We start from the raw sequence: 22,817 nt of genomic DNA, 5'->3' as shown, positions 1-22,817 counted from the left end.
TGAAAAATGGTAAAATAGACAGTGTGAAGGAGCGAGTATATGAAGAATGTGAATGAATTTAAGGGAAAGAAGATTATCGTATTAGGATTAGCCCGCTCAGGGAGAGCGGTTGCCCTGCTTTTAGACAAACTGGGAGCGGAGGTCACTGTGAATGAAGGTCAAGCGCTGGAGGAGAGTCCGCAGGCTCGTGAATTAGTTGAAAAAGGGATCCGAGTGGTAGCTGGCGGACACCCACTAGAACTTTTGGAAGAAGGATTTGAGTTGATGATTAAAAATCCTGGTATTCCCTATAGTCATCCAATGGTCACTGCAGCTAAGTCTAAGGGATTGCCTATCTGGACAGAGGTCGAAGTTGCCAGCCGGGTTTACCCACATTCATTGATCGGAATCACCGGTTCCAACGGGAAAACAACGACCACTATGATGGTGGCAGCCATTCTAGAGGAAGCGGGAAGTCAACCAGTTTTGGCTGGAAATATTGGATTCCCAGCATCCGAGGTTTTACCAGAGGTTGGAGCTGATCAACAGGTAGTCATGGAGTTGTCCAGTTTTCAATTAATGGGTGTGGAGGAATTCCATCCACATATTGGAGTAATCACCAATATTTTACCGAGCCATTTGGACTATCATGAGTCTTTCGAGGAGTATATTCAAGCCAAGTGGACCATCCAAGCCCAGATGACCCAGGATGATTTCCTGATCCTCAATGGTGACCAAGCTCTTAGCCAGGAGCTAGCCCCAGGTAGCAAGGCACAGGTCCTTATTTTTTCAACAAAAGAGAAAGTGAATGGGGCTTACCTGGAACAGGGTGACTTGGTTTATCAAGGGGAGCGTATAATGGCAGCAGCTGATTTGGGGGTTCCGGGTGAGCACAATATCCAAAATGCCCTTGCAGCGATTTTGGTGACCAAACTTTTAGGGATTGACAATCAGGTTATCGAGAGTGCTTTGAGTCGTTTCTCTGGCGTCCGGCATCGCCTTCAAGAGGTGGGAACAGTTGATGGGATTCAGTTCTACAATGATAGCAAGTCTACCAATATTCTGGCGACCCAGAAAGCCTTGTCTGGCTTTGACAATGCGCGTGTCATCTTGATTGCGGGTGGTCTTGATCGGGGGAACGATTTGAGCGACCTACTCCCTGACATCCAAGGCCTTAAGGCCTTAGTAACCTTGGGTCAAGTTGGTCCGCGGTTGGAGCTTTTGGCACAAGAAGCAGGGGTGGCCAGCCACCCTGCTCAAGAAGTGGTTGCGGCAACTAAATTAGCTTTTGAATTGGCAGAAAAAGGCGATGTAGTGCTTTTTAGCCCTGCCAATGCTAGCTGGGACATGTATAAAAATTTTGAAGAACGAGGGGAAGTCTTCCTCGCTGCGGTCAAGGAGTTAGCAGAAAAATGAAAAAAATTGTGTTTACAGGTGGAGGAACGGTCGGGCACGTAACCTTGAACCTGCTCTTGATTCCAAAATTTATCGCCAATGACTGGGAAGTTCATTACATTGGTGACCGTAAAGGGATTGAATTTGAACAATTAGAAAAAAGTGGATACGATGTCCAGTTCCATTCCATCGCAACAGGGAAATTGCGGCGCTACTTTTCCTGGCAAAACCTTTGGGATGTATTTAAGGTGGCTTGGGGGACTGTCCAATCCTTCTTTTATCTCTTAAAGATTCGACCTCAGGCCCTTTTTTCCAAGGGTGGGTTTGTCTCAGTTCCACCAGTTGTTGCGGCCAAATTGCTGGGGATTCCAGCTTACATCCATGAGTCAGATTTAAGTATGGGCTTGGCCAATAAAATTGCCTATAAATTCTCGAAACGTCTCTTTTCTACCTTCCAATTAGAAGGGGACTACACGCGCGTAGAGCACGTCGGAGCTATTTCCAAAGTTGAAAAAGGATTTCATGACTTGTCAAATGACATTAAGGAAATGGCATCTGAACTGTTTGACCCTGACAAAAGAACGATTCTTTTCATAGGTGGATCTGGTGGTGCCAAGGTCTTCAATGATTTTATCGATCAACATCGTGAGTCATTATTGGAACGCTATAACATTATCAATCTAACAGGAAACAAGGATTTGGAAGAATCCTCTCCAGGTCTCTATCGCCTGGCCTTTGCGCGTGAAACCTATCGTGATTTGATGGAACTGGCGGATCTGGTAGTGACACGAGGTGGTTCTAATACCTTGTTTGAGTTGGTAGCCCTAGAGAAGTTACACATCATTGTTCCTTTAGGGAAAGAAGCAAGTCGTGGAGACCAATTGGAAAATGCTGCCTATTTTGAGAAAAAGGGCTACAGCATCACTATCCAAGAGCCAGATCTCAACTTGGAAAATTTAGAAAATGGTATTGATCGAGTCCTCACTAGGGCAGATAGTTATCGTGATGCCATGAGTAATAGCGTGGATTTGATCAGCTTGGATGCCTTCTATCAGGTTTTGATGAATGAAATAGACGAAGGAGGCCGCTAATGTCTGACGAGGATAAAAAAGGGAATAGCCACCGCGAGGAATGGAAACGTCGAAGTCGTGAATACCAAGCACAAAAGGATGCGGAACGTATTCGGGCTGAGCATGAGCGGCAGAGAAATATCGCCCAGCGCCTGGGTCGCATCGTTGATCCGACGGCTAAAGAAATTCTTGAAGAAGAGCAAAAGGTTCAATCCATTGCTCGTCAGCAGAGTGAAAGCGATAAGAACCCTAACATCAATCGTGAGAGTCAAAAGGCGGCTCGACTGGAAAGACAACAAGAACGAGCTGCCCAACGAAAAGTAAAGCAAGAACAGCGGCAACTTCGTCGAGTTCAAAAGCTAGCGCGCCGCGAGCGAACAAAAAAAGCACGCCGCCATGTCATTCGTTTGGTACCAGTCTTTCTCTTGTTTACCTTCGTAACGATTGTGTCAGCTTATTTCATTAGTCCCTATTCTAAATTGAAAGAATTTCGAGTGACGGGAAATGATCACCAAGATCAGAGGGTTCTTGTAGCTGCGACACAAGTTGACCCGAGAGACTATACGTTAACGGTTTTACAAAACCGGAATACATATGAGCGACGGATTAAAAAAGCAAGTCCATGGGTTCGTCAGGTATCAGTTGGTTATCAATTTCCCACGACTTTTCCTATTCAGGTTGAAGAGTATGCCATTATGGCTTATCAGATTGAGAAGGGAAAAGCTTTTCCAATTTTGGCCAATGGAGAAAAAATTACAGAATCTATTGAAGAGAGTGCGATTCCGAGGGATTCCATTCGCACGCAGTTGCAGGGGGACAACTTGTACAAACAATTGAGTGAACAACTCTTGCAATTGGATCAAGAAATTCGCTCAGGTATTATCAGCATTCGTTCGACCCCAAGTAAGGCTTCAGAGGATCTGGTGACAGTTGAGATGCAAGATGGGAATCAGGTCTTGGTTCCGTTATCGGAATTTAGTCGTAAATTAACCTATTATCCTTCTATCGTAAAAGATGTGAAAGAGCCGACAACCATTGACATGGAAGCGGGTGCCTATGGTTTTCCTACTGCAAGTGAGGAAGAAGCTAGCCAGGAATCGAGTGGTGAAGACGCGCCAACACAAGGCCAAACGCAGTCATCTGTAACCCAAAATTAATAGAAAAAATCTTTTATTTTTGGAGAATTGTGTTATAATGTACGGTGATTAGCACGCCTTAGAGTGTTCAAGTTGATTGAAGATTGTATGAGAAGAGAGGAAGTATGTAATGGCTAGAGATGGCTTCTTTACAGGATTAGATATCGGAACCAGTTCCATCAAGATACTGGTAGCCGAATATATCAATGAAGAAATGAATGTCATTGGTGTCAGCAATGCCAAAAGTGCTGGTGTCAAAGATGGAATAATTGTCGACATCGAAGCTGCTGCCACTGCCATCAAGAAAGCCATTGACCAGGCTGAGGAAAAGGCGGGCATTTCGATTGGACAGGTAAACGTTGGTCTTCCAGCAAGTCTCTTGCAAATTGAGCCAACCCAAGGCATGATTCCCGTTACCAATGAGACCAAAGAAATTACGAGCACTGACGTTGTCAATGTAGTGGAATCAGCTGTAACCAAAAGTATGAACCCGGATCGGGAAGTGATTACCTTTGTACCTGAAGAATTCATTGTTGATGGATTTCAAGGTATTCGGGACCCACGTGGTATGATGGGGACACGCCTGGAGATGCGTGGACTTCTCTATACAGGTCCTCGGACCATCTTACACAACCTTCGTAAAACTGTAGAACGGGCAGGTTTGAAGTTGGATAATATTGTTATTTCACCTTTGGCTATGACTAAATCTGTTCTTAATGAAGGAGAACGTGAGTTTGGTGCAACCGTAATTGATATGGGTGGGGGACAAACCACTGTAGCCTCTGTGAAAAATCAAGAACTGCAGTTTACTCATATCTATCAAGAAGGTGGCGAATATGTCACTAAAGATATCTCCAAAGTGCTACGAACTTCTCAGGCAACTGCTGAAGGACTGAAAGTCAACTACGGTGAAGCTTATCCAGAATTGGCAAGTTCTCAAGAAAGTTTCCAAGTAGATGTAATCGGGGAAGTTGAACCGGTTGAAGTTACCGAACGGTACTTGTCTGAAATTATTTCAGCTCGTGTCCGCCATATCTTCGATCAAATTAAACAAAATCTCGAAAGACGTCACCTTCTTGACCTTCCTGGAGGAATCGTGATTGTTGGAGGTGGAGCCATTCTACCAGGAATCGTTGAGTTGGCTCAAGAAATTTTCGAGGTTCCAGTCAAATTGTACGTACCAAATCAGATTGGAATTCGGAATCCAGCTTTCGCTCACGTCATTTCCTTAGCTGAGTATGCTGGAAATATGACCGAAGTAGATCAATTAGCACAAGGTGCAGTCCGTGGAGAGATTCCTCAAGAACAGCAAGTAGCTACTGTATCTTTTAGATCGCAGCCGACAACACAGAGTCAAACGGTTCAGCAACCGGTTCAGACAAATCCAACGCCAGTAGTCTCTCAAGCTCAGACGGAAGCGAGTAAAGCTCTACCAGATGTCGATCAGGAAGTGGCTACTGAGGAAGTACAAGAATCTCGTGGCTTTGGAAAACGCGTTCGTGGCCTATTAAATTCAATGTTTGATTAAGGAGAAAGAAGATGTCATTTTCATTTGACGCAGCAGCTGCCCAAGGGGCAGTGATTAAAGTTATTGGTGTCGGAGGTGGCGGTGGAAATGCCATCAACCGCATGATTGACGAAGGGGTTGCAGGAGTTGAGTTCATCGCAGCTAATACCGACGTGCAAGCACTCAGTAGTTCAAAGGCAGAAACAGTTATCCAGCTTGGTCCAAAGTTGACGCGTGGATTAGGTGCTGGAGGACAGCCAGAAGTTGGTCGTCAAGCAGCAGAAGAAAGTGAAGAAGCGATTACTGAAGCCCTCACGGGTGCTGATATGGTCTTCATTACCGCAGGCATGGGTGGAGGTTCAGGTACTGGCGCAGCACCTGAAATTGCTCGTATCTCAAAATCGTTGGGGGCCTTGACTGTCGGTGTTGTTACCCGTCCATTCGGATTTGAAGGAAGCAAGCGTGGTAATTTTGCTGTGGAAGGAATCAATCAACTTCGTGAACATGTGGATACATTGTTGATTATTTCCAACAACAATCTGCTTGAAATTGTAGATAAAAAGACCCCATTGATGGAAGCTCTTAGTGAGGCAGATAATGTACTTCGTCAGGGTGTACAAGGAATTACTGATTTAATCACTCATCCTGGATTGATTAACTTGGACTTTGCTGATGTGAAGACGGTGATGGCCAATAAAGGAAATGCTCTGATGGGAATCGGGATTGGTTCTGGCGAAGAGCGTGTGATGGAAGCTGCTCGTAAAGCGATTTATTCGCCACTTTTGGAAACCACCATTGACGGTGCAGAGGACGTCATTGTTAACGTGACTGGTGGAATGGACATGGCCCTTACCGAAGCAGAAGAAGCATCAGAAATTGTCAACCAAGCAGCAGGACATGGAGTCAATATTTGGTTGGGAACATCCATCGATGAAACGATGCAGGGTGAAATCCGTGTGACCGTTGTGGCTACTGGTGTTCGTCAAGATCGGGTTGAAAAAGTTTCTGGGATGTCAGAGAATACCACCCCAAGACAAGAAGCACCTGCTCGTCAAGCTGTTCCGGGTCAATTTGATCGGACCTATGATATGAATGTGCCAGTGGATATGCCGGCATCCAGTCGTCCTCGTCAAAACGACTCACAAGCTATTTCACCATTTGGTAATTGGGATTTACGCCGGGGCCAAATTACCCGTCAAACAGAAACCCCATCAGGTTCTAGCGTAGAGCGTTATCAAGACCAATCTGGTTCAGATGATGATGAGCTAGAAACCCCACCATTCTTCCGCAACCGTTAAGATGAGCTTTCAACAACAGGCTCGGTTGGTTCGTAGTCAAGTTGACCTGGCAGAAGCACGGGGTCACAAGCGAGAAAGAGGAAGTCAGATTATCGCAGTAACCAAGTATGTGGATGCTGTGGTAACGAGAAAGCTGGTTGAGGAAACAGGTTTTTACCATCTAGGTGAAAACCGAGTGCCTCAATTTCTTGCTAAAAAGGAGGAGTTGGCGGATTTGCCGATTACCTGGCATTTTATCGGTAATCTTCAGAGGAGGAAAGTTAAGGACGTTATTAATGAACTAGACTATTTTCACGCCTTAGACTCCCTCTCTCTAGCAAGAGAAATTCAAAAACGAGCTAAAAAAATGATCACCTGTTTTTTACAGGTCAACCTTTCTCGTGAAGAAAGTAAACATGGTTTTTATCTGGAGGAATTGGAAGAGGCATTGAAGGAGCTGGAAAATTTGGATAAGGTAAGGATTATAGGACTGATGACCATGGCACCAGCAGATGCCAATCCAGATGATCTTGCGGCTTTGTTTGAAGCAACCTATTCGCTCCAACAAAACTTGTCCCAGCGGAATTATCCCACGATGCCTTTTACAGAATTGAGCATGGGAATGTCCTCAGATTACCAAGTGGCTGTTGAACATGGAGCCACCTTCGTTCGTGTCGGCAGTCTTCTATTTGAAGAGTCCGGAAAAGGAAACAATCATGGATAGAATCATTCATTTTTTTCAAAATATTGGTGACTTTTTGAGAGGACTGTTTGTCGAGGATGGCGATGGCTTCCAAGAGAAAGTCTTTGCTCCGGAGGAAGTGCCGGAAGAAGCTGAGCAAATAGTCACGACTAGTCACCCTCGTATGGAGGAACAGGAAAATAATAGGCCTAGCACCAAGGTGACTAGCCTACCCCAAAACAAAGCTTCTGACGGTACTCTTTCTCTTCCTCAGAAGTCACCTGTTCACCAAAGCTTAGATGAAAGAGAAACACAAATTATGAATACAAGTAGACCACAAAACATCACAGATTTACATGCAAAACAAGAGGAATTGGCTCGCCAAAACGGTCAACCTTCACCAGAAGATAAGCACGTCATTTATGTCCGCTATCCACGTCGCTATGAAGAGACTCCGAAATATTTGGATCTTCTCATCCGCAATGAAAGTGTCTTGATTGACTTCCAATATATGACAGAGGTACAAGCACGTCGTTGTTTGGATTACCTTGACGGTGCCCGTTATGTTCTTTCTGGTGATTTGAAAAAAGTGGCCAATGGAATTTACCTTTTGACCCCTGCCAACGTTATTATTAATGTAGAAGACTTACAAGTGGCAGAAGGAACCAATAATCAAAACATCGAATTTGATTTCGATATGAAGAGACGCTAATGGACATTCTCGTATACCTCTATCGAACTGTAGATCTTTTTCTCTCTGTATTAAACCTAGCCTTGATAGCCTATGTTATCCTTTCCTGGTTCCCGGGAGCCATGAGGACCCCCTTAGGTTATTGGGTCATTCGAATTGTCAGCCCCATTCTAAGACCCTTCCGTAATTTACGTTTGCAATTTCTAGGCTTGGATTGGACTGTCTTTGTTGTAATCATCCTCCTAGATATCCTGCATCGTTATCTTCCAGTTCTATTTTTCTCATGGTAAAAGGAATAGAGGCCTTGGCCCAACATGTGACATCTGAGGACCAGCTTTTTCTAGAAAAGGCTTGGGAATGGCTTCAACGGGTGGAGCAACACTATGTTCCAGTCTTGACTGACTTCCTCAATCCGCACCAAGTAACCTTGGTTCAAAATCTGGCCAGGCAAACAGAGGTCACCATTTACAATTCTACCGACCTGTGGCTAACAGAACAGTCTCGTCTGCTCATAGCACCTGATTATTATCAACTGGAATCAGAGGATTTTGAAATGGTTCTCTTGGCAATTTATTTTCAAGCTCAATTTGGAAAGTTGACTCATCCCCAGGTTTTGGGGTCCTTGATTCACCAGACGGGGTTGGATAGACGTGTTTTCGGTGATATCTTGATTGGACAAGACCAAGTTCAGGTTTTCGTTCAAGCCCCACTAGCTCCACTTCTGATTCAGGAAGTCAAGAAGATTGGTCGTATGGGAGTTCGTCTGCAGGCTGTTCCTAAAGAGGACATGCTCCAGGTGGACGAGGATATGCAGATTAAAACCATTTTTGTGGACAGTCTACGCCTGGATCGTCTGATTGCCTCTGCTTTTCAATTGGGCCGTGGTAAGGCGGCCCAATTGGTTAAGGCTAATCGGGTAAAGGTTAATTATCAGGAGAGGACAGATGTGAGCTGGTCGCTTCAAGCGGGAGATGTGGTCAGTGTTCGAGGAAAGGGTCGGTTTTATATTGGAGACCATACAGGTTTGTCGAAATCTGGTAGAATAAAGGTAGAATTAAAGATACTTGCACGTAAGTAAGGAGAAAATATGGCAGTGACAGCACAAGATATCCGTAATAAAACATTTGCAACGAAGTTTCGTGGCTATGATGTCGAGGAAGTGGATGACTTCCTAGAGATTTTAATGCGTGAATTTGAAGAATTGACTCGACAATTGGTGGCTAAAGATGAGCAGGTTCGCAATTTGGAAGAGCGTCTGCTTTACTTCGATGAAATGAAAGATTCACTCAGTCAGTCCGTTTTAATCGCTCAAGATGCGGCTGAGAAAGTGAAGCAAACGGCTTCTGATGAATCTAACAATATAATTCGTCAAGCAGAACAAGATTCTCAACGTCTTTTAGATGATGCCAAATTTAAAGCCAATGAAATTTTGCGTCAAGCTACAGACAATGCTAAAAAGGTTGCAGTTGAGACTGAAGAATTGAAAAATAAAACACGTATTTTCCATCAACAAATCCGTTCAGCTGTGGAAAGTCAATTGAGTGTGATTACTTCTCCAGAATGGGAAAACATTCTGCAACCAACTGCTTCCTATGTACAAACGAGTGATGAAGCCTTCCGTGAGGTTGTTGTTTCGGCCTTGGGAGAAGATCAAGCGAACACTCCAGAAGAGGCTATTGACATGACTCGTCAGTTCTCTCCAGTAGAAGTCGCAGAATTGCAAAACCGGATTGCTTCCGCTAATCAAATGGCTGAGACACAGTCTTATCAAGGTTTAGCAGCAGATGTGAATGCGGCACTGGATGCGGTTGAGCGAGCCGAACGGGAATCTGTTGATCTTTTATAATGATGAATGGTTTTCATCTAGATGGGCTGATTATTCGGTTTCCTATCTTTTTGTTTGGAAACCATCTATGGATGAATTGACTCCTGAGCAGATTCTTGCCGGGAGTGACAAAACGAAATGAAAACACGATTTTGAGGGTATAGTCCAAGCGAGTAGGAGTTGGTGTGAGTCCTACACTCCCTGTCCTCTGAATTATCCTTTCATGTTCTCCTCTCCCAACCGTTGTATAACGCAGTAAGAGAGGACGGGTTGTTCCGTTATCAACCAAGAGGGTAAATTGGAAACTGTGAGCCAATTTACTGAAGTAAGGTGGTACCACGCTTTGTCGTCCTTAGGGAATGACAAGGTGTGTTTTTTTGTAGAAAGGGATTTGTATGAAATTAAAAGAAACCTTGAATTTAGGAAAAACTGGCTTTCCAATGCGTGCTGGTCTGCCAACCAAGGAGCCAGTCTGGCAAGAAGAGTGGGATAAGGCTGACTTGTATAACAAGCGCCTAGAATTAAACGAAGGGAAACCGTCCTTTGTTCTTCACGATGGACCTCCTTATGCCAATGGAAATATCCATGTAGGTCATGCCCTTAACAAGATCTCCAAGGACATTATCGTTCGCTCTAAATCCATGTCTGGCTTCTATGCACCTTATGTACCTGGTTGGGATACCCATGGACTGCCAATTGAACAAGTGTTGGCTAAACAAGGTGTAAAGCGCAAAGAAATGGATTTGGTGGACTACCTAAATCTATGTCGTGAGTATGCATTGGAACAAGTTGAAAAACAAAAAGCTGATTTTAAACGCCTCGGTGTTGCTGGTGATTGGGACCATCCTTATATCACCTTAACACCAGACTATGAAGCTGCTCAAATTCGTGTCTTTGGAAAAATGGCTGAAAAAGGCTATATTTACCGTGGGGCTAAACCTGTTTACTGGTCATGGTCCTCTGAATCTGCTCTTGCAGAAGCTGAAATCGAGTATCATGATGTCACGTCTAACTCTCTTTACTATGCCAATAAGGTCAAAGATGGTAAAGGAGTTCTGGATACCAATACTTACATTGTTGTTTGGACAACCACACCATTCACCATTACAGCTTCACGTGGTTTGACGGTTGGTGCAGATATTTCTTATGTAAAAGTTTCTGTGGAGGGAGACGAGCGTCAGTTTGTCCTGGCTGAAGAATTGTTGGATCGTCTTGCAGAAAAATTTGGCTGGTCAGCAGTAGAAGTACTTGCCCGCTATACTGGTAAAGACCTTGATCAGATTGTTACCGAACATCCATGGGATACAGAAGTGGATGAGTTGGTCATCTTGGGGGATCACGTTACAACGGACTCTGGTACTGGTATTGTCCATACGGCTCCTGGATTTGGTGAGGACGATTACCATGTTGGAGTTGCCAATGGTCTTGAAGTTTTCGTGACGGTTGACGAGCGTGGTATAATGATGGACAATGCTGGTCCCGAATTTGCGGGTCAATTCTATGGCAAGGTCCTTCCAACAGTCCTTGAAAAATTGGGTGATTTGCTGATGGCACAAGAAGAAATCACTCACTCCTACCCATTTGACTGGCGAACTAAGAAGCCAATTATTTGGCGTGCTGTTCCTCAGTGGTTTGCTTCTGTATCTGATTTCCGTCAAGAAATCTTAGATCAAATTGATCAAGTGAAGTTCCACATGGAGTGGGGTCGTACACGTCTCTATAACATGATTCGTGATCGAGGCGATTGGGTTATCTCACGTCAACGTGCCTGGGGTGTCCCTCTTCCAATTTTCTATGCAGAAGACGGAACTGCCATCATGGAGGCTGAAACCATTGAACATGTTGCACAATTATTTGAAGAGCATGGTGCTTCAGTCTGGTGGGCTCGTGAAGCCAAAGATCTCTTGCCAGAAGGGTATAGCCATCCAGGTTCACCAAATGGTGTCTTCACCAAGGAAACCGACATCATGGACGTATGGTTCGATTCTGGAAGTTCCTGGAATGGTGTCTTAAACAACCGTGAGGATCTGCAATACCCAGCTGATCTTTACTTAGAAGGCTCTGACCAATACCGTGGTTGGTTTAACTCATCCTTGATTACCTCCGTTGCCAACAATGGAGTAGCCCCTTACAAACAGCTCCTATCTCAAGGTTTTGTTTTGGATGGTAAGGGTGAAAAAATGTCTAAGTCGCTAGGAAATACAATTTTGCCTAGTGATGTGGAGAAACAGTTTGGTGCTGAAATCCTTCGTCTTTGGGTAAGTAGTGTGGATACAAGTAATGATGTCCGTATTTCCATGGATATCTTGAGCCAGGTATCTGAGACCTACCGGAAGATTCGGAATACCCTTCGTTTCTTGATTGCCAACACATCTGACTTCAATCCGACTCAAGATCATGTTGCTTTTGAAGATCTTCGTACGGTTGACCAATATATGGCTGTCCGCTTCAACCAAGTTGTAGCAGCTATCCGTCAAGCTTACGATGATTTCAACTTCCTGAATGTTTATAAGGCAGTTGTTAACTTTGTCACAGTTGATCTATCTGCTTTCTATCTTGATTTTGCCAAAGACGTTGTGTATATCGAAGGAGCAAAATCTCTAGAGCGTCGCCAGATGCAAACGGTATTCTATGATATTCTTGTCAAATTAACCAAACTTTTGACGCCAATTCTTCCACACACCGCAGAAGAAATCTGGTCCTACCTTGAGTTTGAAGAAGCTGACTTTGTACAATTGACGAACTTCCCAGAAGTTGAAAGCTTTGACAAGGCTGAGCAAATGCTAGAAGAGTGGGAGATCTTCTTCACCTTCCGCTCCCAAGCTCAAAAAGCCTTAGAAGAAGCACGGGCTGCAAAAGTGATTGGTAAATCACTGGAAGCGGAGTTGGTGGTTTACCCAAGCACAGAACTTGTAGCTGCATTGGAAGCCTTGAACACTGACCTAGCTCAGTTGCTCATTGTTTCTCAATTGACCCTAGCCTCTGAGCCAGCACCTGAAAATGCCCTCAGCTTTGAAAATGTAGCCTTTGTTGTGAAAGCGGCAGAAGGGCAAGTTTGTCAACGCTGCCGTCGTGTTGATCCAAGTGTTGGAACTAATCGCAATCCAAATCTTGCTATGGTCTGTGACCACTGTGCTTCCATCCTTGAAGCAAACTTTCCAGAAGCAGTAGCTGAAGGTTTTGAAGGAACACAAAAATAAATTTTTAGTCATGAAGTTCCTATGAGCCTTCTGGGACTGAAAAGTTCCCTGTTGATTGATCCAGCAGGGACTTTTCATACTCGAAACAGTTTGAAATCTGAAACGAATTTTAATCCAGGAATTGGATTAAAACTTATAGGTAATGAAGCAAGCGTCGCTTGCCATCAATCCGATGAAGACAGTTCAACAGGTCTAGGAGACCTGTTGAATCTTATCAATAAAGCGTGCAAAGCACGCAATCAATACGATCGGCGAAGAGGATTAACACATTCAGATTTTGAAATATATACTCTTTTAGTTTATCTTTTATTACTGTGTTAGCTCGTCTTGCCGTACTTCAGTACTGTCTACGACTCGCTGCCTTGTACTAAAAGTAAACTAAAAGACTAGAATGAGTATCAGTCCCCAATACCAAAAAGAAATCTCTAGTCATAAGGCTAGAGATTTCTTTTGTATTATACTCATTGGTTTTTCAAATTCTGACTTTGTCAAGCCTTTTTGATGAACTTATTGCTTGCGTGTTTCCGCGCCTTATCTTTAACATTCAACAGCTGTCCTCGTCAATTTTTTGAAATTCCGCGAGTATTCAGATTTTGAAATTCGTTAAGTATTAATTGGAATCGAAATTTCAATCAACTTATCTGAGTAGAGGGTTTTAATATCCTCTTTTTTTATAGCCTCAGATTTGATCCGGCGTTTAAGGAAAAAGTCACGAATCGTTTCAATTTCGACTTCACGGATAGCGCGGTGTTTGTTGGTAATGAGAATTTCATAGTGGTTGGGTGCCTGGGTAAAAATGACGTCCGTGTTTCCAGCTGAAAACGTCTCAACCAAGGTGGCATCTGTGTTTTCAAGCTGGCTCTGAATCAATTGTTTATGACTGGAATTTGTATTAATTAATTTCATAAGCTGTTCCTTTCATCATAAATTCTAATCTAACTTTTGTGAGAGTTGCCATTGCTGGAGCCCCCAGCGGTGACTTCCCCGTTTCAAATGGAGAAAAGCCTCATCTACTGAAAACCATGCTAGATTATTGAAATCCTCCAGGGGTTGACCAACCTCCTGATAGGACGTGACTTCATAAATATAAGCTGGATTGTGATAATGGGTATCACGATGACTCGAATAGAAGTACTCGTCCGCCTGACCATAATACTGCCCCAACTCAGCTGTAAAACCCAATTCTTCAATTAGCTCTCGCTCCAATGCATCCTGATGATCCTCACCAGCTTCAATTTCTCCACCTGGGAGAAACCAAGCACCATTTGGAGCCTGTACTAAAATCACGCGCTCCTTGCTCGCATCCGGGACAACTGCATAAACTCCATAGCGGACCTTGTAGTCCACAGCAGGATCCTTCTTACCAAAATGAGGAATTGTCATAGGTTAACCTTCCTAAGATTCACTTGTTTTTCTTTATTATATCATGATTTTGGACCATCATCCTTTAGAAAAAAAGAAAAAAGGAGAAATAATTCACATTTTACGAATCTGTCGAAAAAAGGATGGGACTTCTGTCCCACCCTGGTCAATCTTATTCAGATTCTACTGTTTCGGTTTCTTGTTCCACTTTTTGGGTAGATTTAATGATGATCTGTCCACTTTGCATCACTGCTTTGAGGTCCTTGTCTTGAGGATTCTCCAAGTAGAAATCGGTGATGGCGTCTTCTATGTGGTCTTGAATGGTTCTACGAAGTGGGCGAGCTCCCATTTTTGGATCGTATCCAAGGTCTACCAATTTTTCCTTGACTTTATCTGTAACGCTCAGCTGAATCCCGTTTTTGCCAAGGCGTTCACGAACATCATCCAACATGAGATCTACAATCTGAAGGAGATTTTCCTTGCTTAAGGCTTGGAATTCAATGATACCGTCAAAACGGTTCATAAATTCTGGACTGAAGAAGTTACCTAGCTCATTCATGACAGAGTTGGTTCGGCCTTCACGGCTCGCTCCAAATCCGACAGAGGCTTCGACTTTACCAGTACCAGCATTAGAGGTCATGATGATGATGGTATCTTTGAAGCTGACTGTCCGGCCTTGACCGTCAGTCAAGCGACCATCGTCAAGAACTTGCAGGAACATATGCATCACATCTGGATGGGCCTTCTCAATCTCATCTAAGAGAACAAGAGAATAGGGATTGCGTCGAACTTTTTCGGTCAATTGTCCGGCCTCATCATAGCCAACATAGCCTGGAGGTGCTCCAACTAGCTTAGCGACACTATGTTTTTCCATGTACTCACTCATATCGAAGCGAATCATGCTGTCTGCGGAACCAAAGAGTTCCACGGCCAATTGTTTGGAGAGTTCTGTCTTACCAACCCCGGTAGGACCAACAAAGAGGAAGCTACCGATTGGACGATTAGGACTTCCCAATCCAACCCGGTTACGACGGATGGCTTTGGCAATTTTATCGATAGCAGGATTCTGTCCAATCACATGGGCTTTCAAATCATCAGCAAGGTTGACTAATTGGGATTGTTCTTTTTCCTTTAGGTCACCTACAGGGATATTTGTTTTTTGCTCAATGATGGCCTCGATTGCTTTTTCGGTGATAATTGGCATGTCCTGGTCGTGGATTTCGGTTTTTTGCAATTCCTTGTATTTGGCGATTTGATCGCGGTAGTAGGCTGCTTTTTCGTAATCCTCGTCCCGGGTTGCCTGAGCTTTAAGACGTTCCGCTTCAATTAAACGCTCATCCAATTCTTTTGGATCAACAAAAGTTAGGGTTAGATTCATTTTTGACCCCGCTTCATCCAAGAGGTCAATAGCTTTATCTGGTAAGAAACGGTCTTGGATATAGCGGTTCGATAAGACAGCTGCTGCCTCAATAGCCTCATCCGTGTATTTTACATGGTGGTAGTCCTCGTATTTTTTTTGGATTCCTTTAAGGATAATTAAGGTTTCCTTAACAGTTGGTTCTTCAACCTTGACTGGTTGCATCCGGCGTTCTAAGGCTGCGTCTTTTTCGATAATGCGATATTCATTGAGGGTTGTTGCACCAACCAGTTGCAATTCTCCACGTGCCAAAGCTGGTTTCAAGATATTCCCTGCATCCATATTGCCATCGCCCGCATTCCCTGCTCCGACGATTTCATGGATTTCATCAATGAAGAGAATGATGTCATCACGTTGACGAATCTCTTCCATCAACTTTTGCATTCGTTCTTCGAATTGACCACGGATTCCAGTACCTTGAACCAGACTCACCATATCTAAGCGAATGACTTGTTTCGATTGTAGTTTTTGTGGGACATCCCCATCCACAATTTTTTGGGCGAGACCTTCAACAACAGCGGTTTTACCAACCCCTGGTTCCCCGATTAGGACAGGATTGTTCTTGGTCCGCCGATTGAGGATTTCGATAACCCGAATGATTTCCTCATCCCGTCCGATCACAGGATCGATATCACCTCGTTTAGCAATGTCAGTGACATTGATACCAAATTCATCTAAAATTCCTTTTGGTCGAGGTTTGGATTGACTGGCCCGTTCGCGTTGTCCAGGACGGTTTCCAGTTTCTTCTTGTTCCGGACGTTGGAAGTTGCCCAAATTTTGGAAAAAGTCGCCAAAAGGATCGTTACTATTGGCGTTCCCACTCAAACCTTTAAGCAAGGACGCATTCGGATCGGATTTCATAATTTGATAACAGTTTTGACACAAATCAACTTGTTGCTGGTGACCATTAATATTTGTATACAAGTGAATGGTCGCCTCGTTCATTTTACAATTTTGACAAAGCATAGATCTTCCTTTCTTTGGTCATGACCTCAATTGGTCAATAAAGGTCAAATGTAATCTACTATGATTATAACACCTTTTTGCAACATTGCAAGTAAAAACTATGAAAAGGAACTACTTGACCCATTCAGGCTCATGCTTTAGAATAAAAGAAAGGAGACAACAATGAATGAAACCGTAAGACTTGCCCGCAGCGAGGATGCCCCTGCTCTTTTGGAAATCTATGCCTACTATGTCCAGGAAACTGCGATATCCTTTGAGCATCAAGTCCCTAGTCTAGCTGAATTCCGGGATCGGATGGACCATATCCAGTCCTTTTATCCCTATTTAGTGGTAGAAGTAGATGGCAAGATCCTCGGTTATGCTTATGCGGGCCCTTTTCGTTCTGCAGCCGCCTACGCATGGGCAGTAGAATCGACTATTTATTTGTCTCCTCAAGAAAAAGGAAGAGGACTCGGACACTTACTCTATGATCGGCTAGAAACTTGTCTCAAAGCTATGGGAATCCTATCTGTTAAGGCCTGCATTGGCTTAGGACAGGAGGACGATCCGTACAGTTCTGTGGCCAGTCAGATTTTTCATGCGAAACGAGGCTATGTGCAGGTGGCGCATTTTCCACAAGTTGGTTTCAAATTCCAGCGCTGGTATGATATGATTTGGATGGAAAAGGATTTAGGGTCTAAAGATGTAACGATAGAAGTGCCCAAGGCAATCTGGGAGTGTGAAAATTTACAGGAATTGGGTTTGAGTGAAGAAGTCTCCTAGAAATTTACCCTATTCTATGGTATACTAGGTAAGAATTAAGGAAACAGGAGAAATGTAATGGAATCACATTTGGTACGCATTATCAATCGTCTTGAAAAAATGGCGACAGATGGCGGAAATTTGAAACGGAATTTTGAGCGTGACGGTGTAGTTGTAGCCGAAGTTTCCTATAGTCAGGATGAAGAACTGGGCTCAATTTTCACCTTGCGTGATGTTGAAGCGCGTGAAACGTTCACTTTCGATAGTATTGACTTGATTGCAATGGAAATCTACGAACTATTGTATTAATAGATGCAGAAAGGATGGGGTGAGAAGGATCTAAACTAAGGATCAGCTTGCCCCATCCTTTTTTGCAGGAAAATCGGGTTCAGCTTGTTTGCTTGTGGGCTTTTTGGTAGAATAATGGATATTTACATTTTTTATTGGAAGGGAATTTCATGTCATTTTCATTTTTACCCCAGTTTCTCCCTTATTTTAACTATGGAGCTCTGGTAACCATTTTTGTATCGGTTTTTGTCGTCTTCTTTGGAACCATTTTAGGAGTCCTTTTGGCTTTTGCGCAACGATCTAAGTGGACTATCTTGCGTTGGATTGCCAATATCTATGTCTGGGTCTTTCGGGGAACTCCCATGCTGGTTCAGATTATGATTGCATTTGCTTTGACACATTTGACGGCGCCATCCATTCAAATCGGTATCTTACAGGTGGATCTTACGCGTCTGATTCCAGGGATTGTTATTCTTTCTATGAACTCTGGGGCCTATGTTTCGGAGACTGTTCGGGCCGGGATTAACGCAGTTCCAAAAGGGCAATTGGAAGCAGCTTATTCCTTGGGAATCCGTCCGGCGAATGCCATGCGTTATGTTGTGCTTCCGCAGGCGGTGAAAAATATTTTGCCTGCCTTGGGAAATGAGTTTGTGACCATTGTTAAGGATAGTTCGTTACTTGCGACGATTGGAGTCATGGAGTTGTGGAATGGAGCACAGACTGTTGCGACCACAACCTATCAAGCTCTCACACCATTATTGGTAGCAGCAGCTTATTATCTGGCCTTGACTAGCATTTTAGGTTTACTATTGAAAACATTCGAAAATCGACTCAAACAAGAGGAGAAAAAATAATGATGGAAACCATTTTAAAAATTGAAGACCTCCACAAATATTTCGGAAAAAATGAGGTTTTAAAAGGAATTGATTTAGAAATTCATCGAGGAGAAGTGGTCGTTATCATCGGTCCTTCAGGGAGTGGAAAATCAACCTTGCTACGTTCCATGAATCTCTTAGAGGAAGCGACCAAGGGCCATGTCTATTTTGAAGGAGTTGATATTACCGATTCCAAAAACGACCTCTTTAAGATGAGGGAAAAGATGGGAATGGTATTCCAACAATTTAATCTTTTTCCGAATATGACAGTTTTGGAAAATATCACTCTTTCACCGATTAAAACGAAAGGAATGGATAAGGCTGAGGCAGAGGAAAAAGGAAGAGAGCTTTTAACCAAAGTTGGTCTGCCGGATAAGGCGAATGCTTACCCGCAGTCCCTTTCAGGTGGGCAGCAGCAGCGGATTGCAATTGCGCGTGGCCTTGCCATGGATCCAGATTTACTTTTGTTTGATGAACCAACTTCAGCCTTGGACCCAGAGATGGTTGGTGAAGTTTTGGCGGTTATGCAAGAATTAGCGGAGTCAGGTATGACCATGGTGATTGTGACCCATGAGATGGGCTTCGCCCGTGAAGTAGCCGATCGGGTTATCTTCATGGACGGAGGTGTTGTAGTCGAAGATGGCAGTCCAGAAGCTATCTTTGATAATAGCCAAGAAGAACGGACTCGTGATTTCTTAAGTAAGGTCTTATAAAAAAGGAGGTCTCAGATGCAGGTCTTGAATGGTAAAGAACTAGCCCTAAAAAAACGGGCTGTGCTGGCTGAGAAGACAGCAGCATTAATCAAGGAACAAGGGATTCGGCCTTGTTTAGTTGTCGTTTTGGTTGGGGAAAATCCGGCTAGTCAAGTTTATGTTCGCAACAAGGAAAAGGCCGCGGTTGAGGCTGGATTTGAAAGCCGTATTCTACGCTATCCTGCAGACCTGTCTGAAGATAAACTTCTGTCCTTGTTGGATGAATTGAATCAAGATACTTCTGTGCATGGTATCCTCGTTCAACTCCCATTACCAGCTCAAATTCGGGAAGATTTAGTCCTAGAAGCAATCGATCCTGCTAAGGATGTTGATGGCTTTCATCCTTTCAATGTAGGACGGTTGTGGACAGGGGATCCTCTACGAGTTCCTTCAACACCAGCTGGAATTATGGCACTGCTTGAGGAATACGGAATCAATCCTGCTGGTAAAAAAGCGGTGGTGATTGGTCGGAGTAATATTGTTGGTAAGCCTATGGCGGAGATGTTGCTGGCAGCAGATGCGACGGTTACCATTGCTCATTCTAAAACCGAAAATCTAGCCCAATTAGCTAGTGATGCAGATATCTTGGTTGTAGCCATTGGTCGAGGGCATTTTGTGGGTCCTGACTTTGTCAAAGAGGGTGCGGTTGTCATTGATGTGGGAATGAATCGCAATGATGAAGGTAAATTGATTGGCGATGTAGACTTTGAGGCTGTCAAGAACAAAGCCGCTTTCCTAACACCTGTTCCAGGTGGCGTAGGCCCTATGACCATTGCCATGCTTTTAGAGCAGACCTTTCAGGCTGCGGCAGATACCAAGGACTAAAAAAATCGACCCTCGGTCGATTTTTTTAGGTTCTGTTAGCTTTTTTCTTTTTATTTAAATAAGAAAGCGTGAGTTCAACTCCTTGAGCTGCATAAGGAGTTAAAAGAAGAATATACATGTAGACGTACTGGCTCTTCGTTTCCCAGATTAGGTGAAAGAGAAAACCACCCATTAGGAATATGGCGCCTGCTAACTGAGTGGAAGGAAAATCAGGTTGGATTTTCCGGAACAGGTGAAAAAGGTAAAGACCAGCGAAAGAGTAGATTGTCCACAAGAGTAGGCTCATTGAAAAATGGAAGATTCGATAGGCGGTACGCCCTTCATAAAGAGATTGTAGGAGGGGCGTGAAGGTTTCCTGATTTCGTTCCCAACGATTGGGCCCCGTCCAAATGGACTGGAAGGTCGGTTCGGTCCAAGTCGAATAAATCTTTTGAAAGAAAAAACGAAAGGCATAGATAGGATCTTTAATGAAGGTGACAATACGTTTTCGGAGATCACGCTTGGCCATTTCTGTGGCCTGCTCCTCATTAAAATTATTCCGCTGGAGGATTTTGGTATTGTAGCCATCGTACCAACCTCCTAGGGTTTTTCGATCTGGGTCATCCCTAAGCCCCATGGTCACATAGGCAATTTTAGGAGTACCTGGGCTAATCTCCTGTCCGATAACCCCTTCGTAATAGGAAAGAACTGCCTTGTTCATACCAACCATGCAAATGATACAAGAAATTCCAACCAGAACTTTTTTCCAAGTGAACTCTTTAAGAATAGAGAGGGTTAGAATTCCTAGGATGGTTAATCCAAAAATCATATAGTTGTTTCGAATGACACAGGCTAGGCCCAGAAATAGAGCTGTCAGAAATCCATATCTAAGCTGTTCCTTACGGGCAAAGGTTTGATAAAACGTTAAAGCGAGGAGACAAGCAGTCAGTCCGACGGTACTTCCATAAACAAAGAGAATAAAGAAGAAGTGGGGAAGAAAGGCAAAACTGAAAAAGAGGAGATAATTTCTTGCCAGTTGACTGAATCCCCAGGTTCGTCCCAATCTCCAGATCAAATAGTTATTGGTCAGGGTCCAGACCAGGTTCATTCCAAAGGCGAGGTAGGTCGTGGGGAGGATAGCAGCGTAAATTCGCTCCAAACTCAGAAGACCTAGTTGATGAGGATTTCGATACATGTAGGCCCCAATTGTAGTCAGGGATTCAAAATCGCCTTGATTGAAAGCCAGGGCTGCCTTGTAAACGTGCTTGGCATCCGCTCGAATCTGACCTTCCACGTTGAAGAGAAGGTAGGCCCCCATGACGATATAGAGGATGGTTAGGAATCTGAAGAATTGCTTGTCGGAAATTCTTTCAAAAATAGGGGCAAGTCGCAGCAAGCCCCATAGGAACAGGAGCAAACAGGGGAAAAAATACCAGGGATTGACTTGAAAAAGGACTCCCTCGGAAATTTTTATAGGGATAAAAGTGGTTACAAAAAGAGTTGAAAAACTAAAGAAGGCACAAAAGAGCCCGGCCAGCAAGAGAACGAGATAAGTCCCAAACTGACCCAGATAGTTAAAAAAACGGCGCACGAAAGGACACCTCTTTCTTGGATTGAAATATTCTTCTAAAATCATACCACATTTGTGCTAGAATAAGGAGAGGAGGACGCTATGTTTCAAAAGAGTAAATTATTTTTCTGGACTGTCGAAATTCTTCTCTGTAGTCTGGTTCTCTTTTTATGGAGGGAAATGGGGGAGATTATTACACCGGCTGTTCGGGTACTAAACACCATTTTAATTCCGTTCCTTTTGGCAGCTTTTTTTTATTACATCACCAATCCCCTGGTTGAGTTTTTAGAAAGAGTTTTTAAAATCAAACGTGGTCTTGGGAGTTTGTTGGCTGTTGCTGGTTTGATTGGTCTCCTTGTTTGGGCGGTGGTTTATTTACTCCCAATTTTGATCAATCAGCTAACGAGTTTGATTTATGCGAGTCAGGGAATCTACCGTGAAGCCCAGTCTCTAGTGAATCATCTCGCTGAAGAGCCGATTTTAAGGAATGTTGATATTCAGAAAACGGTTGCAGACTTGAACTTATCTTATGTGGATATTTTACAAAATATCCTGAATAATGTTACGACCAGTATTGGAAGTCTCTTTTCGGCGGTTATTAATACGGCTTTCATTTTGATCATGACTCCTATTTTTCTGGTTTATTTCTTATTGGATGGAAAGAAACTTCTTCCCATGTTGCAACGGACAGTCTTAAAACGTGATTCTTTGGATATTGCCTCCTTATTGATTACTTTGAATAAGACCATCGCACGCTATATCAGTGGAATTTCGATTGATGCCTTGATTATTTTTACACTCACTTTAACCGGTTATTCGATTATCGGCATTCGTTATGCTTTGGTCTTTGCCATCTTTCAAGGGGTGTGTAATCTGATCCCCTATGTGGGTCCCACGATTGGGATGATTCCCATGTTGATTACCTATGCCTTTTTGGATCCACAGAAAATGCTGATGGCATTGATTTACATGCTAATCCTTCAACAGGTGGATGGGAATATTCTCTATCCTCGGATTGTGGGTGGGGTAATGAAGGTTCATCCAATTACCATCATGGTCTTACTTTTGTTATCAAGTAATATTTACGGAATCGTAGGCATGATTGTTGCCATACCTTTATATTCGATTTTAAAAGAAATTGTGAAATTCGCTTGGGAACTATATGAACACCATAAAGAAAATCAAATGCGAAAACAGTTAGATACGGATATTTGAGAGGGAGTGGGAAAGAACTCCGTTGATTAATGAAGAGTTCGTTACAAGTCTTTATTGCAAGTTGT

General features: G+C 43.5%; 20 protein-coding genes and 1 pseudogene. 17 read left to right on the top strand and 4 right to left on the bottom strand.

Translation table 11 applies throughout. The features are described 5' to 3' along the window. Positions 1-39: 39 nt before the first annotated feature. The 11 genes and pseudogenes from murD (at position 40) to ileS (ending at position 12,762) form a co-directional block, all read left to right on the top strand. Positions 40-1,395, top strand: coding sequence for a UDP-N-acetylmuramoyl-L-alanine--D-glutamate ligase (gene murD / locus JEQ21_RS00735; protein WP_199363557.1), 1,356 nt, complete (start codon positions 40-42; stop codon positions 1,393-1,395). Then, positions 1,392-2,465, top strand: a complete 1,074-nt coding sequence (locus JEQ21_RS00730) for a UDP-N-acetylglucosamine--N-acetylmuramyl-(pentapeptide) pyrophosphoryl-undecaprenol N-acetylglucosamine transferase (RefSeq protein ID WP_199363556.1) — start codon at positions 1,392-1,394, stop codon at positions 2,463-2,465. Before murD ends, JEQ21_RS00730 begins: the two co-directional genes overlap by 4 nt. Further along, entirely contained in the window at positions 2,465-3,601 is a 1,137-nt protein-coding gene (locus tag JEQ21_RS00725; protein ID WP_199363555.1) for an FtsQ-type POTRA domain-containing protein, read from the top strand. The genes JEQ21_RS00730 and JEQ21_RS00725 overlap by 1 nt, the downstream gene beginning before the upstream one ends. 109 nt (positions 3,602-3,710) lie before the next feature. Continuing rightward, positions 3,711-4,872 (top strand): annotated as a pseudogene (ftsA, locus tag JEQ21_RS00720) (cell division protein FtsA); the annotation flags it as partial. A 247-nt stretch (positions 4,873-5,119) separates the two neighbouring features. Continuing rightward, positions 5,120-6,385, top strand: coding sequence for a cell division protein FtsZ (gene ftsZ, locus JEQ21_RS00715; protein WP_199363553.1), 1,266 nt, complete (start codon positions 5,120-5,122; stop codon positions 6,383-6,385). Between the two features lies 1 nt (position 6,386). Next, on the top strand, positions 6,387-7,088 hold the full coding sequence (locus tag JEQ21_RS00710; protein WP_199363552.1) for a YggS family pyridoxal phosphate-dependent enzyme: 702 nt from the start codon (positions 6,387-6,389) through the stop codon (positions 7,086-7,088). 142 nt (positions 7,089-7,230) lie between these two features. Continuing rightward, positions 7,231-7,758, top strand: a complete 528-nt coding sequence (locus JEQ21_RS00705; RefSeq protein ID WP_199363574.1) for a cell division protein SepF — start codon at positions 7,231-7,233, stop codon at positions 7,756-7,758. After that, positions 7,758-8,027 (top strand): YggT family protein, encoded by a 270-nt coding sequence (locus tag JEQ21_RS00700; RefSeq protein WP_196091764.1) that lies wholly within the window; start codon positions 7,758-7,760, stop codon positions 8,025-8,027. The genes JEQ21_RS00705 and JEQ21_RS00700 overlap by 1 nt, the downstream gene beginning before the upstream one ends. Positions 8,028-8,041: 14 nt before the next feature. Beyond that, positions 8,042-8,815: a YlmH family RNA-binding protein gene (locus JEQ21_RS00695; protein WP_199363551.1), complete on the top strand. Its 774-nt coding sequence runs from the start codon at positions 8,042-8,044 to the stop codon at positions 8,813-8,815. Between the two features lie 9 nt (positions 8,816-8,824). Further along, positions 8,825-9,583 carry a DivIVA domain-containing protein gene (locus JEQ21_RS00690; RefSeq protein WP_199363550.1) on the top strand — a complete coding sequence of 253 codons (759 nt, stop codon included), beginning with the start codon at positions 8,825-8,827 and terminating at the stop codon, positions 9,581-9,583. A gap of 374 nt (positions 9,584-9,957) precedes the next feature. Beyond that, positions 9,958-12,762 (top strand): isoleucine--tRNA ligase, encoded by a 2,805-nt coding sequence (gene ileS / locus JEQ21_RS00685; protein ID WP_199363549.1) that lies wholly within the window; start codon positions 9,958-9,960, stop codon positions 12,760-12,762. Between the two features lie 603 nt (positions 12,763-13,365). Here ileS and JEQ21_RS00680 read toward each other — a convergent pair. From JEQ21_RS00680 to JEQ21_RS00670, 3 genes are all read right to left on the bottom strand, one after another. Beyond that, positions 13,366-13,668 (bottom strand): DUF1827 family protein, encoded by a 303-nt coding sequence (locus JEQ21_RS00680; protein ID WP_196967398.1) that lies wholly within the window; start codon positions 13,666-13,668, stop codon positions 13,366-13,368. Positions 13,669-13,692: 24 nt separating this feature from the next. Beyond that, a complete protein-coding gene (locus JEQ21_RS00675; protein WP_196967397.1) occupies positions 13,693-14,145 on the bottom strand; it encodes an NUDIX hydrolase in 453 nt (150 codons plus the stop codon). Positions 14,146-14,296: 151 nt separating this feature from the next. Then, positions 14,297-16,507, bottom strand: coding sequence for an ATP-dependent Clp protease ATP-binding subunit (locus JEQ21_RS00670; RefSeq protein ID WP_199363548.1), 2,211 nt, complete (start codon positions 16,505-16,507; stop codon positions 14,297-14,299). Positions 16,508-16,669: 162 nt separating this feature from the next. On the opposite strand from JEQ21_RS00670, the gene JEQ21_RS00665 reads away from it, so the two are divergent. The 5 genes from JEQ21_RS00665 to folD all read left to right on the top strand — a co-directional run bounded on the left by JEQ21_RS00665 (position 16,670) and on the right by folD (position 19,988). Next, the gene (locus JEQ21_RS00665) at positions 16,670-17,269 is read left to right on the top strand and encodes a GNAT family N-acetyltransferase (RefSeq protein ID WP_196967395.1); all 600 of its coding nucleotides are present in this window, start codon (positions 16,670-16,672) and stop codon (positions 17,267-17,269) included. A gap of 57 nt (positions 17,270-17,326) precedes the next feature. After that, complete coding sequence (locus JEQ21_RS00660) at positions 17,327-17,557, top strand: DUF1797 family protein (RefSeq protein WP_135037840.1); 231 nt, start codon at positions 17,327-17,329, stop codon at positions 17,555-17,557. Positions 17,558-17,706: 149 nt separating this feature from the next. After that, on the top strand, positions 17,707-18,390 hold the full coding sequence (locus tag JEQ21_RS00655; protein WP_196967394.1) for an amino acid ABC transporter permease: 684 nt from the start codon (positions 17,707-17,709) through the stop codon (positions 18,388-18,390). Beyond that, on the top strand, positions 18,390-19,124 hold the full coding sequence (locus JEQ21_RS00650; RefSeq protein WP_199363547.1) for an amino acid ABC transporter ATP-binding protein: 735 nt from the start codon (positions 18,390-18,392) through the stop codon (positions 19,122-19,124). The genes JEQ21_RS00655 and JEQ21_RS00650 overlap by 1 nt, the downstream gene beginning before the upstream one ends. Positions 19,125-19,139: 15 nt before the next feature. Further along, complete coding sequence (folD, locus tag JEQ21_RS00645; protein ID WP_199363546.1) at positions 19,140-19,988, top strand: bifunctional methylenetetrahydrofolate dehydrogenase/methenyltetrahydrofolate cyclohydrolase FolD; 849 nt, start codon at positions 19,140-19,142, stop codon at positions 19,986-19,988. 25 nt (positions 19,989-20,013) lie between these two features. Here the strand turns inward: folD and JEQ21_RS00640 are convergent, their stop codons facing one another. Then, positions 20,014-21,558: a beta-carotene 15,15'-monooxygenase gene (locus JEQ21_RS00640; protein ID WP_199363545.1), complete on the bottom strand. Its 1,545-nt coding sequence runs from the start codon at positions 21,556-21,558 to the stop codon at positions 20,014-20,016. Between the two features lie 81 nt (positions 21,559-21,639). On the opposite strand from JEQ21_RS00640, the gene JEQ21_RS00635 reads away from it, so the two are divergent. Continuing rightward, complete coding sequence (locus JEQ21_RS00635) at positions 21,640-22,752, top strand: AI-2E family transporter (protein WP_196091874.1); 1,113 nt, start codon at positions 21,640-21,642, stop codon at positions 22,750-22,752. Positions 22,753-22,817: the final 65 nt, after the last annotated feature.

Origin of the sequence: Streptococcus sp. 121, assembly GCF_016458205.1 — a bacterium.
Lineage (GTDB): Bacteria > Bacillota > Bacilli > Lactobacillales > Streptococcaceae > Streptococcus.
Note: the sequence above shows the minus strand (reverse complement) of the source record. Positions and strands in the feature narration are given on the sequence as shown.

Bases quoted from the DNA above. Each gene is read 5' to 3' on its own strand.
- folD (WP_199363546.1), top strand. From the start codon at position 19,140: ATGCAGGTCTTGAATGGTAAAGAACTAGCCCTAAAAAAACGGGCTGTG.
- JEQ21_RS00730 (WP_199363556.1), top strand. From the start codon at position 1,392: ATGAAAAAAATTGTGTTTACAGGTGGAGGAACGGTCGGGCACGTAACC.
- JEQ21_RS00700 (WP_196091764.1), top strand. From the start codon at position 7,758: ATGGACATTCTCGTATACCTCTATCGAACTGTAGATCTTTTTCTCTCT.
- ileS (WP_199363549.1), top strand. From the start codon at position 9,958: ATGAAATTAAAAGAAACCTTGAATTTAGGAAAAACTGGCTTTCCAATG.
- JEQ21_RS00710 (WP_199363552.1), top strand. From the start codon at position 6,387: ATGAGCTTTCAACAACAGGCTCGGTTGGTTCGTAGTCAAGTTGACCTG.
- JEQ21_RS00635 (WP_196091874.1), top strand. From the start codon at position 21,640: ATGTTTCAAAAGAGTAAATTATTTTTCTGGACTGTCGAAATTCTTCTC.
- murD (WP_199363557.1), top strand. From the start codon at position 40: ATGAAGAATGTGAATGAATTTAAGGGAAAGAAGATTATCGTATTAGGA.
- JEQ21_RS00675 (WP_196967397.1), bottom strand. From the start codon at position 14,145: ATGACAATTCCTCATTTTGGTAAGAAGGATCCTGCTGTGGACTACAAG.
- JEQ21_RS00665 (WP_196967395.1), top strand. From the start codon at position 16,670: ATGAATGAAACCGTAAGACTTGCCCGCAGCGAGGATGCCCCTGCTCTT.
- JEQ21_RS00655 (WP_196967394.1), top strand. From the start codon at position 17,707: ATGTCATTTTCATTTTTACCCCAGTTTCTCCCTTATTTTAACTATGGA.
- JEQ21_RS00725 (WP_199363555.1), top strand. From the start codon at position 2,465: ATGTCTGACGAGGATAAAAAAGGGAATAGCCACCGCGAGGAATGGAAA.
- JEQ21_RS00680 (WP_196967398.1), bottom strand. From the start codon at position 13,668: ATGAAATTAATTAATACAAATTCCAGTCATAAACAATTGATTCAGAGC.
- JEQ21_RS00690 (WP_199363550.1), top strand. From the start codon at position 8,825: ATGGCAGTGACAGCACAAGATATCCGTAATAAAACATTTGCAACGAAG.
- ftsZ (WP_199363553.1), top strand. From the start codon at position 5,120: ATGTCATTTTCATTTGACGCAGCAGCTGCCCAAGGGGCAGTGATTAAA.
- JEQ21_RS00670 (WP_199363548.1), bottom strand. From the start codon at position 16,507: ATGCTTTGTCAAAATTGTAAAATGAACGAGGCGACCATTCACTTGTAT.
- JEQ21_RS00650 (WP_199363547.1), top strand. From the start codon at position 18,390: ATGATGGAAACCATTTTAAAAATTGAAGACCTCCACAAATATTTCGGA.
- JEQ21_RS00705 (WP_199363574.1), top strand. From the start codon at position 7,231: ATGGAGGAACAGGAAAATAATAGGCCTAGCACCAAGGTGACTAGCCTA.
- JEQ21_RS00660 (WP_135037840.1), top strand. From the start codon at position 17,327: ATGGAATCACATTTGGTACGCATTATCAATCGTCTTGAAAAAATGGCG.